A 14,152-nucleotide genomic window follows, 5' to 3' on the forward strand; every position below is an offset into this window, starting at 1 on the left:
AAACAAGCAATGTACCCCGTCGGGTGCTCATAGCTGGCCGAATCCCTTGCGTTTCTTGGCGGGCTTGGCAACTCTTTGCCCCGCCCCACCGCCACCGCCACTGCCACCGCCACCCATGGGGCCAGGCATGCCGGGCATCCCTGGCATTCCGGGCATACCCCCCATCCCTGGCATGCCGGGCATGCCGCCGCCGCGGGTCATCTGCTGCATGAAGCCGCGCATCTTCTGGAAATCGGCCAGCACCTTGTCCACCTCGGCCGAGCTGTGGCCGCAGCCAGAGGCGATGCGTCGCCTTCTTGAGGGTTGGGCGGCCAGCAGCTCCGGTTGCTGGCGCTCGATCTCTGTCATTGAGCCAATCATCGCCTCGATCTTCTTGAGCTGAACCTCGCCTTGCTTGAGCATGCCGTCGTCAATTTTGTTCATGCCCGGGATCAGCTTCATCAGCCCGCCCAGGGAGCCCATGCGCCGGATCATGCGCATCTGTTGCAGAAAGTCGGAGAAGTCAAAACTGGCTTCCTGGAGTTTTTGCTGCATGCGGGCCACGTCGGCCAGCTCCACCTCCTTGGTGGCCTTCTCCACCAGGGTGAGCACGTCGCCCATGCCGAGGATGCGGCTTGCCATCCGCTCGGGATGGAAGGGCTGGAGCGCCTCTACCTTCTCGCCGGTGCCGATGAACTTGATCGGCGCACCGCTCACCTTGCGGATCGAGAGGGCGGCACCGCCGCGGGAGTCGCCGTCGAGCTTGGTGAGCACGGCTCCTGTGATCCCAACCTGCTCGTGGAATGCCCGGGTGAGATCGGCGGCCTCCTGGCCGATCATCGAATCCACCACCAGCAGCACCTCGTCGGGCTGCACGGCCTGACGGATCCGCACCATCTCCTCCATCATCAACGTGTCGATTTGGAGTCGGCCAGCGGTGTCTACCAGCACCGTGTCGAAGCCCTCCTCGCGGGCCTTGGCGATGCCGGCGGCGGCTATGTCCTCGGGCTTGGCATCGGTGCCAAGGCTGAATACCTCCACGCCGATTTGGGCGCCCAGGGTTTTTAGCTGCTCAATGGCGGCAGGTCGGTAGACGTCTGCTCCCACCAGGAGGGCCTTGCGCCCCTGTTCCTTGAGGTGCAGGCCGAGCTTGGCGGTGGCGGTGGTTTTGCCGGCGCCCTGCAGGCCGGCCATCAGCACCACCGAGGGTGCACCGGGCTTGCCTCCTGCGGCCAGGGGGGCGTTCTCGCCTCCCATGGTTTCAACCAGCTGCTCGTGCACCAGCTGGATAAATTTCTGATCCGGGCTAACTCCCCGCACCACCTCGGCGCCCACGGCCTTGCGGCGCACCTCCTCGACGAAGTCCTGAACCACCGGCAGGCTCACATCCGCCTCCAGCAGGGCTCGACGCACCTGCTTGAGCGCGCCTTCCACGTTGGTTTCCGTGATCGAGGCCTGCCCTCTCAGGCTCTTAACCGCCTCTTCAAATCGCTGGGAAAGCTCGTCAAACATCGCGGTGCCACTCCGGAGCCAGGGGTTGGGGTCTAGACCCCATATTCAAACGATCGTAAAAACCAGTCCGGCTGGTCAGGGAGCTTTCTGGAAGCTCACCAGGCGCCAGATACCTCCGTTGCGGCCAAACACATAGAGGTTGCGAAGCTCCATCTTGCTGGGCTCGCCTTGAGAATCCCCCTTGGAGTTGAGCCGCTGATCGGTGTAGCTCAGCCCCACCGTGGCGGCGATGCGGTTGGCGTCTCGCTCGTTGATCACCAGATTGGTGATGTCGGTGCTGATGGTCTGGGTTTCGCCGCGGGCCTGGTCGGCATCGCGCTCCGATCCGAGTCGATCCAGCTGGCTTGGCCGGGCCAGTACCTCCAGGGGAATGCGACTGTCTTTGCCTGCCAGGATTGCGGCCTTGGCGTCGAGCCATGCTTCGAGCAGGGCCTGCACCTGGGCTTCACTCGGCGCTTCCTCCCGCAGGGGCAGGCTGGGCTCGGCGGGAGGGGTGGCCTTAACGGGAGGGGAGGGCTTGATGGGAACAGCTGGTGGGGCGACCGGTTGCACCGCGATGGGAGTGCGGCCCGGGCCTGGGGCGGGAGAGCGCAGCCTCACAAACGAGGCGATGGCAAGCAGTGCCACCCCGGCTGCCACGGCTACTCCGGTAGTTGTGCGGCGCGACGGCCACTGCCGCTGCCGCTGCCACTGCCACTGAAACTGCCAGTGGGGCATGCGCTCCATCCAGGAGGCAGGACCATGGCTATCCCAGGCTTCCCGCAGGTTCTCTAGCCAGGCCGTCCCGTCCCAGTCCCACTGCTCGTCTTCGTCTTCCTGTTCCAGGAAGCCGCCGCTGGGGCTGGCTGGGGCTGCGCTAACCGGGGCTGAGCCCGTGTCCCAGGCAAAGGCGTTTTCGGCGGTCGCTGGCAATCGCTCTGAAGGGCTGTCGTGCTGCTCGACATAGGCCTGTACGTCGCGGTCGGCGAAGTAGGCCTCCAGATCCGGATCAGCCTCCAGATCGCGGTAGCCGGGCAACACATCACGCGCCAGCCAGTCGCGGCAGTAGGCGCAAAGTTGGGCAAGGGAATCGCTGCTTTGCTGCTCCGCCCAGCGCTTCAGTTCGGGGGTTGCTCCCTGATCGAAGGCGCTGCGGGCTTTGTCCACCTGCCCAAGCAGCAGATGCAGGCAGGCCAGCAGCGGTTGTAGTCCGTCTTGACCGCTGGCCTCCAGCCGCTCGCGGGCCGCGGCGATGCGCTCGGGCTTGCGTTGGGCAAAGCCGGAGGCGGTGAGGGCGGTGCTCGCCAAAAAATCTGCAGCCGCAGAGGCTTCTGCCCAGCGACCGAACAAATCCACTTGCTCCTGCACTGTCAGGAAGGCACGGATCTGCTTAAAAAAGGCTTGAAATTCCTCCGGGCCCATGCTCGGGTCACCGAAACCCTCCAGTCCGCCCCGGCGGGCCACCAGCTCTTCAAGCAGGGTCAGACCCTCGGCTCTTTCCGTTTGGGCCGTGAGGTTGCGGCTGAGTAGGTCCAGCACTCGGTAGGGCCGCAAACCATCGAGCTCGTCGCTGAGTTGCTGGCGAATGGCTGGTAATTGGCCCATCCGCTGCAGCAGGTGCTGGCCCTGCTGCAGGGTCTGGGCGGCGGCCTCGTAGCGCCGCTGCTGGTGCAGGTCGATGGCGGCCGCCAGGCAGGCGAGGCCAGCTAACAGGGCCAGGTCGGCCTCGCGAGTGCTTCCCAGCGCTGGCGTCTGAGGTGGCTGTAGGGCCCGGCAGGCGAGCTCGAAGCTTTCGAAGGCCTGACCCGCTTCGAGCAACAGCAGCAGGCCGCCCACCTCCTTGCTGGTGGGCACATCAAGGGCGGGCATCAGCGTTGGCCCGCTGCCGGCCAGCGCCGTCAGGTCGGATTCGTAGGCCTGGCGCCGGCTGCTGTCGCTGAGTAGGTCGGCGCTGGCGCGCAGTAGTTCCTCACGGGCTAGCAGGGTTTCCTGGGTAAATCCCTGATCTGGCGCCCGGTCGATGCGTTGCTGCAGGGTGCGCAATAGGGACTGCAAGTCCGTGGTCGGGTTGACTCCGAGCAACCGGAAATGATCGATCGGCAGTTCCAATCCTTGCCTTCCACTGGTGGCTGACTGTAGGCAGGGTCAGCGGTTGTGGCACAAATTGTCAGCTGCTGCGGGAACAGACCTCGTACAGTTGGTTAATGACGCAGGCGGACATGGGCCACGACATTGCGGCGGCACCTGGATCAGCCTCCGGAGCACCGACCTGTTCAGCCGACGTCACCAGTTTGGTGGGGGCTCACGCTGAGCGCCTCGAGAACCTTTACCCATCCGTGCCTGCCACGGTGAATCGCGACGAGGGCTTGATGCTCTATCGCGACATGACCCTTGGCCGGCGTTTTGAGGACAAGTGCGCGGAGATGTATTACCGCGGCAAAATGTTTGGCTTTGTGCACCTCTACAACGGCCAGGAAGCCGTGAGCACGGGCGTGATCAAGGCGATGAAGCTGCAGCACGACTGGTTTTGCAGCACCTACCGCGACCACGTTCATGCCCTGAGCTGCGGCGTGCCGGCCCGCGAGGTGATGAGCGAGCTATTCGGCAAGGAAACCGGCTGCAGCAAGGGCCGTGGCGGCTCCATGCACCTTTTTTCCAAGGAGCATCACCTGCTCGGTGGCTACGCCTTCATCGGAGAGGGTATTCCGGTGGCGCTCGGCGCAGCTTTTACCAGCCGCTATAAGCGCGACGCCCTCGGAGATGCCTCCAGCGACTCCGTCACCGCAGCCTTCTTCGGCGACGGCACCTGCAATATTGGCCAGTTTTACGAGTGTTTGAACATGGCGGCGCTGTGGAAGCTGCCGATCCTGTTTGTGGTGGAGAACAACAAGTGGGCCATTGGTATGGACCACAACCGTGCCACCAGCGATCCGGAGATCTGGCGTAAGGCCGCTGCCTTTGGCATGGCTGGTGAGGAGGTGGATGGCATGGACGTGCTGGCAGTGCGTGCCGCCGCCCAGCGCGCCGTTGAGAGGGCCCGGGCCGGAGAGGGCCCCACCCTGCTGGAGTGCCTCACCTATCGCTTCCGCGGCCATTCCCTGGCTGACCCCGACGAGCTGCGCGAAGAGGCTGAAAAGGAGTTTTGGGCCAAGCGAGATCCGATCAAATCCCTTGCCAGCCGCTTGATCGAGCAGGGCTTGACTACGGCCGAGGAGCTCAAGTCGATCGAGAAGGAGATCGATGCCGAAGTGGCAGATTGCGTCGAATTCGCCCTTGCGGCTCCCGAACCCAAGCCGGAAGAGCTCACTCGCTACATCTGGGCGGAAGACTGATACCCGTGCCCTAAAGCCCCGTGCCCTAAAGCGTCGTGGGGGTGCGGCGGGTGAGATTGCGCAGCTTGCGTAGAGCTTTGAGTTCTACCTGGCGCACTCTCTCCCGGGACACATCGAGCCGCCGGCCGATCTCCGCCAGGGTTTGACGCTCCTCTCCTTCCAGCCCGAAGCGCAGTTGCAGCACCTGGCGCTCCTGGTCGCTCAAATGGCTCAGCCAGCGCCCTAGCTGCTCTTGATGGATGCCGCGCTCCACCCGGTCGAGGGGCTCCTCCTCGGAGGAATCGGCGATCAGATCGCCCAGGAAGCTGCGGCCTTCATCACCGTTTACTGGCGCATCCAGGCTCGAGGTGGTGAGGGACTGGCGCAACAGGCCATCAAGCTCTTCGATCGGCATGGCCATGGCCTCGGCGATCTCCTGGCGGCTGGGCATGGCGCCGAGCTTGTGGGCAAGGTCGAGGCTCACCTTGCGAATGGCGGTGAGGCGCTCGCTGAGATGCACCGGCAGTCGAATCGTGCGCGACTGGCAAGCGATCGCTCGGGTCATGCTCTGGCGAATCCACCAGAAGGCATAGGTCGAAAACTTATAACCACGGGTGGGATCAAATTTCTCAACAGCCCGCTCCAGTCCCAGTGAACCTTCCTGGATCAAGTCGAGCAGCTCCAGACCCTTGCCTTGATATTTTTTGGCAACACTTACGACTAAGCGCAAATTGGCCTTCATCATGCGCTGCTTAGAGCGCTTGCCGATGCGCATCAATTTCTTTTCCAAGTCGCTGAGCTCCCGATCTCCCTCCTCCGTGAGGCGCATCATTGTTTGCACCTGATTGCCGAGTTCGATCTCTTCAGCTGGCGTCAACAGGGGCTCCCGCCCGATCGTGGCCAGGTACCAAGTAATCGGGTCGCTACTTCTACGGCGGCTGCTTTCGCTGACCCTCGTCGGGGATGAGGTCATTGGTACGCCTATCGAAGGAGTCGACTATCGAGGCAAATTCGGCTATATGAGAGTGTTTTCAGCAACCCTTTAGCTTTCACTTGCAAAACAACACAGAAGCAGCCCTGTCCTGGCCTGACATTTACTGATTTCCGTGTTGTGATAAACACAGCTGAGCCAGGTTTTCTGCCACCTGCATTGGTGTGAAACCGCTCTCGGAGTTTCCCCCCGTCGCCCAGTCTGGGCGTGGGCCAGTGCTGCCGCGGCGAGCCAAGCGGCGTCGGCGTTGCCGCTGGCGGCCAGGGCCTTCGCTCCCAGGCCGGCGGCGTAGCCGGCCAGCACGTCTCCGAGTCCTGTTCTGGCACTACCGGGGCTGGCTTCGAGCAATTGCCAGCGGCGACCATCCGGGGCCGCCACGATGCTGCGGGCCCCTTTGAGCAATACGCAGGCCCCACTGCTCATGGCCGCCTGGGCGGCCGCCTCCAGGGCGGTGCTGCCGGCGAGCTCGGGAAAGAGGCGGGCGAATTCGTCGGGGTGGGGGGTAATCCAGGTAGGCCCCTGTCGCTGCTGGAGCCAGCGGCTTGCCTGCAGACCGAGCCCTTGACTCACTGGCCCCGCCAGGCGGTTGAGGCCTTCTGCATCAAGCACCAGCAGCCCTCGCCAGCTCAGCAGCTCACTCCAACTCGGCGGATTGGGCCAGCAGTTGGCCTCGCCCAGGCCGGGCCCGACCAGCAGGGCATCCAGCCGCTGGGGATCGAGTTCGGCCGGGGGATCGAGGCTCACCACTACCTGTGGGTGTTGCTGCCAGATGGTGCCGGCCAGGGCCTCGGGCAGGGCGGCACGAATACTGCCGCAGCCGCTGCTGCTGGCGCCGGCCAGGGCCAGGCTGGCGGCACCCCGATAGGTATCGCTGCCCGCTACCACCAGCAGTCGGCCGCGCTGATATTTCGATGCCGCCGGGTTGAATTTGGGTTTAGGTCTTGCCGCCAGATCCCGCTCCGCCAGAGCCAGGGGCACTTTGAGGGGAAGCTCCTGCAGCAGCGATGGCGGCAGGCCCAGGTCGACCCAGTGCAGCGACCCCACAGCCTCTAGGGCCGCGTCTTGAACCAGGCCGGTCTTGATGAGGCCGATTGCATAGGTGCTGATGGCCTGGGCCGTGTATGAGCCGGTGGCCTGGCCGCTGTCGGCGCAGAGGCCCGTGGGTACATCAATCGCCACTAGCCCATGTGGCCGCTGGCGCTGGCGCTGGTGCAGCAGGGCTTCGATCGCTTCTCCAGGTGCTCGCCGCTGGCCGATGCCCAGCAGGGCATCGATCCAGAGGGCGGCACCGCTGGGATCGGGGCTTGACTCCAGCCGGGGAATGCCAAGCCAAAGGGCGTGGCGTAGGTGGGCGGCGCTGAGCGGCTTGTGGCGCCCAAACGGGCTCCAGATGGCCGTTGAGATGCCAGCCAGGTGCAGTCACCGGGCGATCACCAGCCCATCCCCGCCGTTGTGGCCTGGCCCCACCAGCACCAGAGCCCCATGGCGCCCCAGCCGCTCGCCGTGCTGCTCCAGCAGCAGCCGACTCACCGCCAGGGCGGCCTTCTCCATCAGGGCTTCCACCGGCAGGCCGCTGGCGAAGAGTTGCTCCTCCAGCGCTGCCATCTGGGCGCTGTTGACCAGCAGGTGGCTGCTATTGCGTTCCGGCCAAGGGGCTACTGCGGACGGCTCTCCCAACCCCTTTAAGTCATCTGGGTTTCATGATGGGAGTACTCCCGTCAGCTGTCTGCGCTTTGCCTGCTCCAGTGGCTTCTTCCGCTTTTGTTCCGCCTGCCTCTACGCCCGCTGGCCAGGCCGCTTTAGAGCGGCTGCGGGCCTGGCCCGGGGAGCATCGCGTTGCGGTGGGCCTCTCAGGCGGCGTTGACAGCTCCTTGACGGCAGCCCTGCTGGTGGAGGCGGGCTGGCAGGTGGAGGGCCTCACCTTGTGGCTGATGAGTGGCAAGGGTGCCTGCTGCGCCGAGGGCCTGGTGGATGCCGCCGGCATCTGCGAGCAACTAGGGGTGCCCCACCACGTGGTGGATTTTCGCGAGCACTTCCAGGCCCAGATCGTTGATTTTCTGGTGCAGGGTTATCAGGCCGGCGTTACGCCGCTGCCTTGCTCTCGCTGCAATCGGGAGGTGAAATTTGGGCCGATGCTCCAGTGGGCTGAAAGCGAGCGGAGCATCGGCCGGCTCGCCACGGGCCATTACGCCCGGGTGCGCCATGGCGCCAGCAGCGACAACGGCCGTCACCAGTTGTTGCGCGGCTTAGATGGCCAGAAGGATCAGAGCTACTTCCTCTACGACCTACCCCAGGAGGCCCTGGGCCGGTTGGTGTTTCCCCTCGGCGAGCTCACCAAGGCAGACACGCGGCTGGAGGCGGAGCGCCATGGCCTGCGTACGGCCCAGAAGCCCGAGAGTCAGGATCTATGCCTGGCCGATCACCACGGCTCGATGAAGGCCTTTCTCGATGCCTACCTGCCGCCGCGCCAGGGTCAGATCGTGCTTACCGATGGCACGGTGGTGGGCGAGCACGACGGCATTGAGCATTTCACGATCGGCCAGCGCAAGGGCCTGGGGGTGGCCTGGAGCGAGCCACTGCATGTGGTGCGACTCGATGGGGCGATGAACCAGGTGGTGGTGGCTCCCCGCGCTGGGGCGGCCCGGGGCGAAGCGTTGGTGGGGGCGGTGAATTGGGTGTCGATCGAGCCACCTACGGCGCCCATGGAGCTGGAGGTGCAGGTGCGTTACCGCAGTGCACCCGAGCCGGCCCGACTGATTCCCTTGCCCGCCACCGACGCCGATAGCGCAGCCCTGCGGCCCCACCGGGTGCGGTTGGAGTTTGCCGAGGAGCAGTTTTCGATCACGCCTGGTCAGGCGGCGGTGTTCTACGCCGGTGAGGTGCTGCTCGGTGGAGGCCTGATTCAGTCCTGAGCCCAGGCAGTCCTAAGCCCAGTCAGTCCTGAGCCCAGCCAGTCACCAGTAGGGGTCGCTGGCTAGCTCCACCGTCAGAGAGCCGGAGCGGCTGGCGGGCACCGTGGCAATGCAGGCCCGCACCACCTGGCCGTTGACTTCGATCTCGCAGGCGCCGCAACTGCCGCCCAGGCAGCCCGTGGGGATCAGAAAGCCTGCGGCCTGGGCTGCCACCAGCCAGTCACACCCGGCTTTGCAGCTGCTGGTGTGGCCGTTGGGCCAGTGGATGCTGGTGGAGGAGTCGGCCATTTAGGGGCTCAGCAGGGGGGCGAGGTCTACGTGGGCCTCAAAGGCATCAGCGAGTCGCTCTAGGAGGGCGTCTCGCTGCCGGCTGTGGTGGGGCGGGTTCTCCGGCAGGGCAGCCAGGCCGCGACGCTGGCGAAGTTGGTTGAGCCAACGGCGCCGCCAGGGCCCGCTTTCGAATACCCCATGCAGGTAGGTGCCAGCCACCAGACCACCCGCTTCGCCAAAGCTGTACCAATGGCCCAGGTCGGGATCGGTGGCGAGGGGCTGCAGGGGGCCGGCAGTTTCGATGGGGCTGCTGAGGCCGCGATGCAGTTCGAATCCCTCCAGGCTCAAGCCCTCGCCGGGCCAGCGGGCCGTGCTTTGGCGCTGGCGCAGGGCCTTGCGGCCGCCGAAGCGGGTGCGTAGCGGCAGCAGATCCAGGCCGGCCACCACTTGCCCGGCGGTGCAATCACCGCCCTCAAGGCCCTGCGGATCCAGTAGCTCCCGGCCCAGAAGCTGTAGGCCGCCGCAAATACCAAACACCTGCCCCCCGCCGGCGACGTAGCTGCGCAGCTCCTGCCCCAGCCCAGCTCGCTGCAGGGCCGCCAGATCCCTCAGGGTCTGCTTGCTGCCCGGCACTATTACCGCATCGGGGCGCCCCAATGGTTCCCCCGGCGTGAGCCAGCGCAGCTGCACGCTTGGTTCGGCCTCGAGGGGATCGAGGTCTGAGAAATTGCTCAGTGATGGCAGGCGCAGCACGGCGATCTCCAGCTCGGCGCTGCTTTTGCGGCCGCGGCGCTCCAGCAGATCGAGGGAGTCTTCTGGCGGAAATAGCTCGTCTAGCCAGGGCATCACCCCCAGCACGGGGATGCCGGTGTGGGCCTCCAACCAGCGGCGCCCCTCGTCAAACAGCTCACGCCGGCCGCGGAAGCGGTTGATCAGCAGGCCGCGGATTAGGGGCCGCTCCACCGGCCGCAGCAGCGCCAAGGTACCCACCAATTGGGCAAAAACGCCACCGCGCTCGATGTCGGCCACAAGGATGCAGCGGGCCCGCAGAAATTGGGCTAAGCGCAAATTTGTGAGGTCGCGGGATTGCAGGTTTACCTCCACCGGGCTGCCAGCTCCCTCCAGCACTAGGCGCCCCCCCGGATGGGCCGCCTGCAGCTCGCTCAGGCCGGCGCGAATGGCCGCCCAGCCTGGCCGGAACCAGTCGCGGTAGTAGTGCTCAGCGCGGGCCAGCCCCACCGACTGGCCCAGATGGATCAGCTCGCTGGTGGAGTCGCCCTGGGGCTTGAGCAGCACCGGATTCATGCTGTGGTGGGGCTCCAGTCCGGCGGCCCAGGCCTGCAGCGCCTGGGAGTAGGCCATTTCGCCGCCGTCCTGATCAACCCAGGCGTTGTTGCTCATGTTCTGCCCCTTGAAGGGCAGGGGCGTTTCGCCGCGACGGCGCAGCACCCGGCAGAGGGCAGCGGTCATCAGCGACTTGCCAGCCCCGCTACTGGTGCCAAGCACCATCAGGGGGGTGGGTGCGGCTGGGGCCGGCTGAGCAGCTTTTGCGCTCATAGACGCGGCCGGTGGCGGCGCAACCCGTGCAGCAGGCGATCAAGTCCACTGGCGCCGGGAATCTCGCCAGGCCATTGGGCCAAAACTTCGCGTCCCATGGGCGTGAGCCGCACCCGCTCGGTGAGGCCCTGGCCATCAACTTCCCGCCGCAGCACCCCGAGCTGGATCAGCCAGATCCAGTGGGCTTCAACCCGATCGGCCGTCGGTGCTCCCTGGCAAAGGCTCTGGAGGTCGTTCCGGCGGCAGAGCTCGCCGCCGCTGAGAGCCCGATCGCTCACCTCCACGTAAAACGCCCGCCTAAATGGCAGGCAGCGCATTGCCTGGCTGGCCCTGGACAGGGAGCGTTTGTTTTGAAGCAGGGGGTCGATCGCGGCGGCTTCCCGGTGTTGCATAGAAGGATTCTCCCTGACCCCATGCTCGTGCTCGCCTCCGCCTCCCCAGCTCGCCGGCGCCTGCTGGAGCAGGCCGGCATCGCTCATCAGGTGCAGGTGAGTGGCGTTGATGAGGAGTCGATCAGCGATCCCGATCCCGCCCAGCTCGTGCAGCGGCTGGCCCGGGCCAAAGCCGAAGCCGTGGCACAACAACTGCCCCAGGGCTCCAGGGTGCTTGGCTGCGATTCGCTGCTGGTTTTCAACGGTGAGGTGTATGGCAAGCCCGCTGACGCTGGCGAAGCTCGGCAGCGCTGGTTGCAGATGGCAGGCGGTTGGGGTGAGTTGATCACCGGCCATTGCCTCCTGCCTTGCAATCAAGAAGCAGCTGATGGCGGGCCCCTTTTGGCCGCGGTAGTGACCCGCGTGCAGTTCGCTCTACTCAGCTCGGCGGAGATCGACGCCTATGTAGCCAGTGGCGAACCCCTCCAATGTGCCGGTGGCTTTGCCTTGGAGGGGCGTGGAGGGCTGCTGGTGGAGCGGATTGAAGGTTGCTTCAGCAACGTGATCGGCCTGAGCCTGCCGTTGCTGAGGCGATGGCTCAAGGCCCCATCAAGTTGTTGAGCAGCTGGCCGAAGCTATTGCCGTTAGTGGGGGCAGCAGTGGGTGTCACGGTGAGTACCCGATCAGACCAGGTGAAGATGACACTGCGGCCCTGGTCATTGACATTGACTGGCCAGGAGTTGCCCTTGACATCGCTGAGCTGGTAGCCGCCGCCCCTGGGCTTGCTAACGCTGTAAATGTTGCCGTCTTGAAGACTCACCTCTAGGAGTCGTCCCTTGCCAGTGCGGTTTTCCCGCAGTTCACAGTTGCCGTTGTACAGGGATTTAAACCAGCGGGTCATGCGGCATTGGGCCGCTCGGGTCTGGGTGCTGGCACCGCCAGCGCCAGTCCCATTCGCACTTCCGAATAGTTGGTTGGAGAGAGCAACATTCACCTGCTGACGGTTCCAGCCATCGCTCCAGCAGGTGCGAGCGTTGAGATCACAGGCGCTGCCGTTGCTGAGCCGAAATTGACGTGGCGGTGCTTGGCCGGCGAGGTTGCGCAGGGCGGTTTGCTCGGCAAAGGATCCGAAGTACTCCCGCGTTAGTCCAAGGGATAGGCCGGACTGGTCGTAGCAGACAGGACTGCTGCCGGGGTCGCAGACGATTCCGGCACGGGGGGTTTGCAAACCCTGGAGACCGCCGCCGGATTGATTTGCTGTTGTTGGGAGTGAGCCGAATAGTTGCTGGGTGAGGTTGGGAGCCATTTGGGCCCTCTGCCAGCCATCACTCCAGCAGGTGGCCGCTCGCGAGTCGCAAACAGCTCCGTTGCTCAGTCGGAAGTCATTGGCTTGGGGACGGTTGCCCAGCTCGGAGCTAAGACGGTTGGCAGCGATGCTGCCGAAGTAGGTCTGGGTCAGGCCGATGGAAGGTCCTTGCTTGTCGTAGCAGGTGGGTCCAGCTTGGTCGCAGATCACACCTGCAGCAGGAGAGGTGATAGCTCCTTGGGCCTGGGCTGGCTGGGCCAGTAAAGGAACCATATTCAGACCAGTTGCCACCAGAACAGCCTCCAATAGCCGTGATCTTGAGCTCAGGTTTTGAACTGAATGGCGGGCCATTAACAAAGGTCTTATTTCTCCGAAAGCTAGGCAGATAGGGGCGGGGCGGCAACAAAAAAGCCCCCGCTCGAAAGCGGGGGCCAGCAACGATCACTTTGTGATCAATCCAGATCCGGCATAGCCAAGGTGGGCTCTGCCTTGCGATCAATGCCCTTCTCGAAACCAGCAGCAGCAGCGCGAGCGCGACCTGCATGCCACAGGTGGCCGACCAGGAAGAAGAAGGCGAGGACAAACTGCGTGGACGCCAGCCATTGGCGGATGTTCACGAAGTTCACCGAGTTGGGCTCGGTGATGATGCCGCCAACGGAGTTCAGGGAGGCGTTCGGAGCGTGGGTCATGTATTCAGCCGCGCGGCGCACTTGCCAGGGCTGAATGTCGTTCTGGAGTTTGTCCAGGCTCAGGCCGTTGGGGCCGCGCAGGGGCTCCAGCCAGGGACCGCGGAAGTCCCAGAAGCGCATGGTTTCACCACCGAAGATGATCTCGCCTGTGGGTGAGCGCATCAGGTACTTACCCAGACCGGTGGGGCCCATGGCCGAACCGATGTTGGCGCCGAGGCGCTGGTCACGCACCAGGAAGGTGAAGCTCTGGGCCTGGGAGGATTCGGCGTTTGTGGGGCCGTAAAACTCCGAGGGATAGGCGGTGTTGTTGAACCAGATATAAGCCGAGGCGATGAAGCTCATAAAGCTCAGGGCGCCGAGGCTATAGCTCAAGTAGGCCTCACCATTCCAGATGAAGGCGCGACGCACCCAGCCGAACGGCTTGGTGATTGCGTGCCAGATGCCTCCGAAGATGCAGATCAGGCCGATCCAGATGTGACCGCCGATGATGTCTTCCATCGAGTTGACCCCGATGATCCAGCCCTCGCCACCAAAGGGTGCGCGGGTGAGATAACCGAAGATCACACCGGGGCTGAGGGTTGGGTTGGTGATGATGCGCACATCGCCACCGCCCGGTGCCCAGGTGTCATAAACACCGCCAAAGAACATGGCCTTGAAGACCAGCAGCAGGGCGCCGACGCCGAGAAGAATCAGGTGATAACCAATGATGTTGGTCATCTGATTCTTGTCGCGCCAATCCTGGGAGAAGAAGGTGGAGTAGTTCTCCAGCACTTCTGGACCACGCAGGGCGTGATACAGACCACCAAGGCCGAGCACGGCCGAGCTGATCAGGTGCAACACACCAACGACAAAGAACGGATAGAGATCGGTGACCTCACCGCCAGGACCAACGCCGTAACCCAGGGTGGCTACGTGGGGGAACAGGATTAGCCCCTGCTCGTACATGGGCTTATCGAAGGTGAAGTGACTCACCTCGAAAAGCATCATGGCCCCAGCCCAGAAGACCATCAGGCCAGCGTGGGCGACGTGGGCGCCGAGTAGGCGACCGGAGAGGTTGATCAGGCGGGCATTGCCCGCCCACCAGGCATAGCCGGTGGAGTCGAGGTCTTTGCCCCCGACCACCAGATTGGAATTAAAGGGCGTTTCCACGGGGCAGAACCTCTTCAGGGAAGACGAAGTTTTCATGCGGCTGGTCAGCCGGTGCCATCCAGGCACGCAGACCTTCATTCAGCAAGATGTTCTTGGTGTAGAAGGTTTCAAATTCGGGGTCCTCAG

Annotated in this window: 12 protein-coding genes and 2 pseudogenes; 3 read left to right on the top strand and 11 right to left on the bottom strand. The window is 64.3% G+C overall.

Annotation, left to right across the window (positions count from 1 at the left end; translation table 11 throughout):
• Positions 1 to 27 precede the first annotated feature (27 nt).
• Together ffh and KBY72_RS07695 are read right to left on the bottom strand one after the other, a co-directional pair.
• Entirely contained in the window at positions 28 to 1,491 is a 1,464-nt protein-coding gene (gene ffh, locus KBY72_RS07690) for a signal recognition particle protein (RefSeq protein ID WP_254959694.1), read from the bottom strand.
• Positions 1,492 to 1,566: 75 nt separating this feature from the next.
• Entirely contained in the window at positions 1,567 to 3,525 is a 1,959-nt protein-coding gene (locus KBY72_RS07695) for an IMS domain-containing protein (RefSeq protein WP_254959693.1), read from the bottom strand.
• Positions 3,526 to 3,674: 149 nt separating this feature from the next.
• Here KBY72_RS07695 and pdhA point away from each other — a divergent pair, with 149 nt between their 5' ends.
• The gene (pdhA, locus tag KBY72_RS07700; protein ID WP_106502205.1) at positions 3,675 to 4,802 is read left to right on the top strand and encodes a pyruvate dehydrogenase (acetyl-transferring) E1 component subunit alpha; all 1,128 of its coding nucleotides are present in this window, start codon (positions 3,675 to 3,677) and stop codon (positions 4,800 to 4,802) included.
• Between the two features lie 25 nt (positions 4,803 to 4,827).
• On the opposite strand, the gene KBY72_RS07705 is transcribed toward pdhA, so the two are convergent.
• From KBY72_RS07705 to KBY72_RS07715, 3 genes and pseudogenes are all read right to left on the bottom strand, one after another.
• Positions 4,828 to 5,754, bottom strand: a complete 927-nt coding sequence (locus KBY72_RS07705) for a sigma-70 family RNA polymerase sigma factor (protein ID WP_254993345.1) — start codon at positions 5,752 to 5,754, stop codon at positions 4,828 to 4,830.
• A 69-nt stretch (positions 5,755 to 5,823) separates the two neighbouring features.
• Complete coding sequence (locus KBY72_RS07710; protein WP_315859530.1) at positions 5,824 to 6,816, bottom strand: NAD(P)H-hydrate dehydratase; 993 nt, start codon at positions 6,814 to 6,816, stop codon at positions 5,824 to 5,826.
• A gap of 87 nt (positions 6,817 to 6,903) precedes the next feature.
• Positions 6,904 to 7,377: pseudogene (locus KBY72_RS07715) on the bottom strand (NAD(P)H-hydrate epimerase); the annotation flags it as partial.
• A gap of 203 nt (positions 7,378 to 7,580) precedes the next feature.
• Here KBY72_RS07715 and mnmA point away from each other — a divergent pair.
• Positions 7,581 to 8,684, top strand: a complete 1,104-nt coding sequence (mnmA, locus tag KBY72_RS07720; RefSeq protein ID WP_396121791.1) for a tRNA 2-thiouridine(34) synthase MnmA — start codon at positions 7,581 to 7,583, stop codon at positions 8,682 to 8,684.
• 42 nt (positions 8,685 to 8,726) lie between these two features.
• On the opposite strand, the gene KBY72_RS07725 is transcribed toward mnmA, so the two are convergent.
• Genes KBY72_RS07725 through KBY72_RS07735 form a run of 3 tightly spaced genes read right to left on the bottom strand, consistent with a single transcriptional unit; the run spans position 8,727 to position 10,903 of the window.
• Entirely contained in the window at positions 8,727 to 8,972 is a 246-nt protein-coding gene (locus tag KBY72_RS07725; protein WP_254959689.1) for a 2Fe-2S iron-sulfur cluster-binding protein, read from the bottom strand.
• Positions 8,973 to 10,463 (bottom strand): cobyric acid synthase, encoded by a 1,491-nt coding sequence (locus KBY72_RS07730; RefSeq protein WP_254959757.1) that lies wholly within the window; start codon positions 10,461 to 10,463, stop codon positions 8,973 to 8,975.
• Between the two features lie 44 nt (positions 10,464 to 10,507).
• On the bottom strand, positions 10,508 to 10,903 hold the full coding sequence (locus KBY72_RS07735; protein ID WP_254959688.1) for an Npun_F0494 family protein: 396 nt from the start codon (positions 10,901 to 10,903) through the stop codon (positions 10,508 to 10,510).
• 21 nt (positions 10,904 to 10,924) lie between these two features.
• Here KBY72_RS07735 and KBY72_RS07740 point away from each other — a divergent pair, with 21 nt between their 5' ends.
• A complete protein-coding gene (locus tag KBY72_RS07740; RefSeq protein ID WP_254959687.1) occupies positions 10,925 to 11,503 on the top strand; it encodes a Maf family protein in 579 nt (192 codons plus the stop codon).
• Here KBY72_RS07740 and KBY72_RS07745 read toward each other — a convergent pair.
• From KBY72_RS07745 to KBY72_RS07755, 3 genes and pseudogenes are all read right to left on the bottom strand, one after another.
• Complete coding sequence (locus KBY72_RS07745; protein WP_254959686.1) at positions 11,481 to 12,479, bottom strand: YcgJ family protein; 999 nt, start codon at positions 12,477 to 12,479, stop codon at positions 11,481 to 11,483. The two genes, KBY72_RS07740 and KBY72_RS07745, sit on opposite strands and share 23 nt — an antisense overlap.
• Positions 12,480 to 12,640: 161 nt before the next feature.
• Positions 12,641 to 14,026, bottom strand: a complete 1,386-nt coding sequence (gene psbC, locus KBY72_RS07750) for a photosystem II reaction center protein CP43 (protein ID WP_106502199.1) — start codon at positions 14,024 to 14,026, stop codon at positions 12,641 to 12,643.
• Positions 14,010 to 14,152, bottom strand: a pseudogene (locus KBY72_RS07755) (photosystem II D2 protein (photosystem q(a) protein)); the annotation flags it as partial. The gene psbC and the pseudogene KBY72_RS07755, both read right to left, overlap by 17 nt.

This window comes from Cyanobium sp. BA5m-21 (genome assembly GCF_024346235.1).
Classification (GTDB): domain Bacteria; phylum Cyanobacteriota; class Cyanobacteriia; order PCC-6307; family Cyanobiaceae; genus Cyanobium_A; species Cyanobium_A usitatum.

What these genes read in the sequence shown, in the direction of transcription:
- ffh (WP_254959694.1), bottom strand. Translation starts at nt 1,491, where the DNA reads ATGTTTGACGAGCTTTCCCAGCGATTTGAAGAGGCGGTTAAGAGCCTG.
- pdhA (WP_106502205.1), top strand. Translation starts at nt 3,675, where the DNA reads ATGACGCAGGCGGACATGGGCCACGACATTGCGGCGGCACCTGGATCA.
- KBY72_RS07705 (WP_254993345.1), bottom strand. Translation starts at nt 5,754, where the DNA reads ATGACCTCATCCCCGACGAGGGTCAGCGAAAGCAGCCGCCGTAGAAGT.
- KBY72_RS07725 (WP_254959689.1), bottom strand. Translation starts at nt 8,972, where the DNA reads ATGGCCGACTCCTCCACCAGCATCCACTGGCCCAACGGCCACACCAGC.
- KBY72_RS07730 (WP_254959757.1), bottom strand. Translation starts at nt 10,463, where the DNA reads ATGGTGCTTGGCACCAGTAGCGGGGCTGGCAAGTCGCTGATGACCGCT.
- KBY72_RS07735 (WP_254959688.1), bottom strand. Translation starts at nt 10,903, where the DNA reads ATGCAACACCGGGAAGCCGCCGCGATCGACCCCCTGCTTCAAAACAAA.
- KBY72_RS07740 (WP_254959687.1), top strand. Translation starts at nt 10,925, where the DNA reads ATGCTCGTGCTCGCCTCCGCCTCCCCAGCTCGCCGGCGCCTGCTGGAG.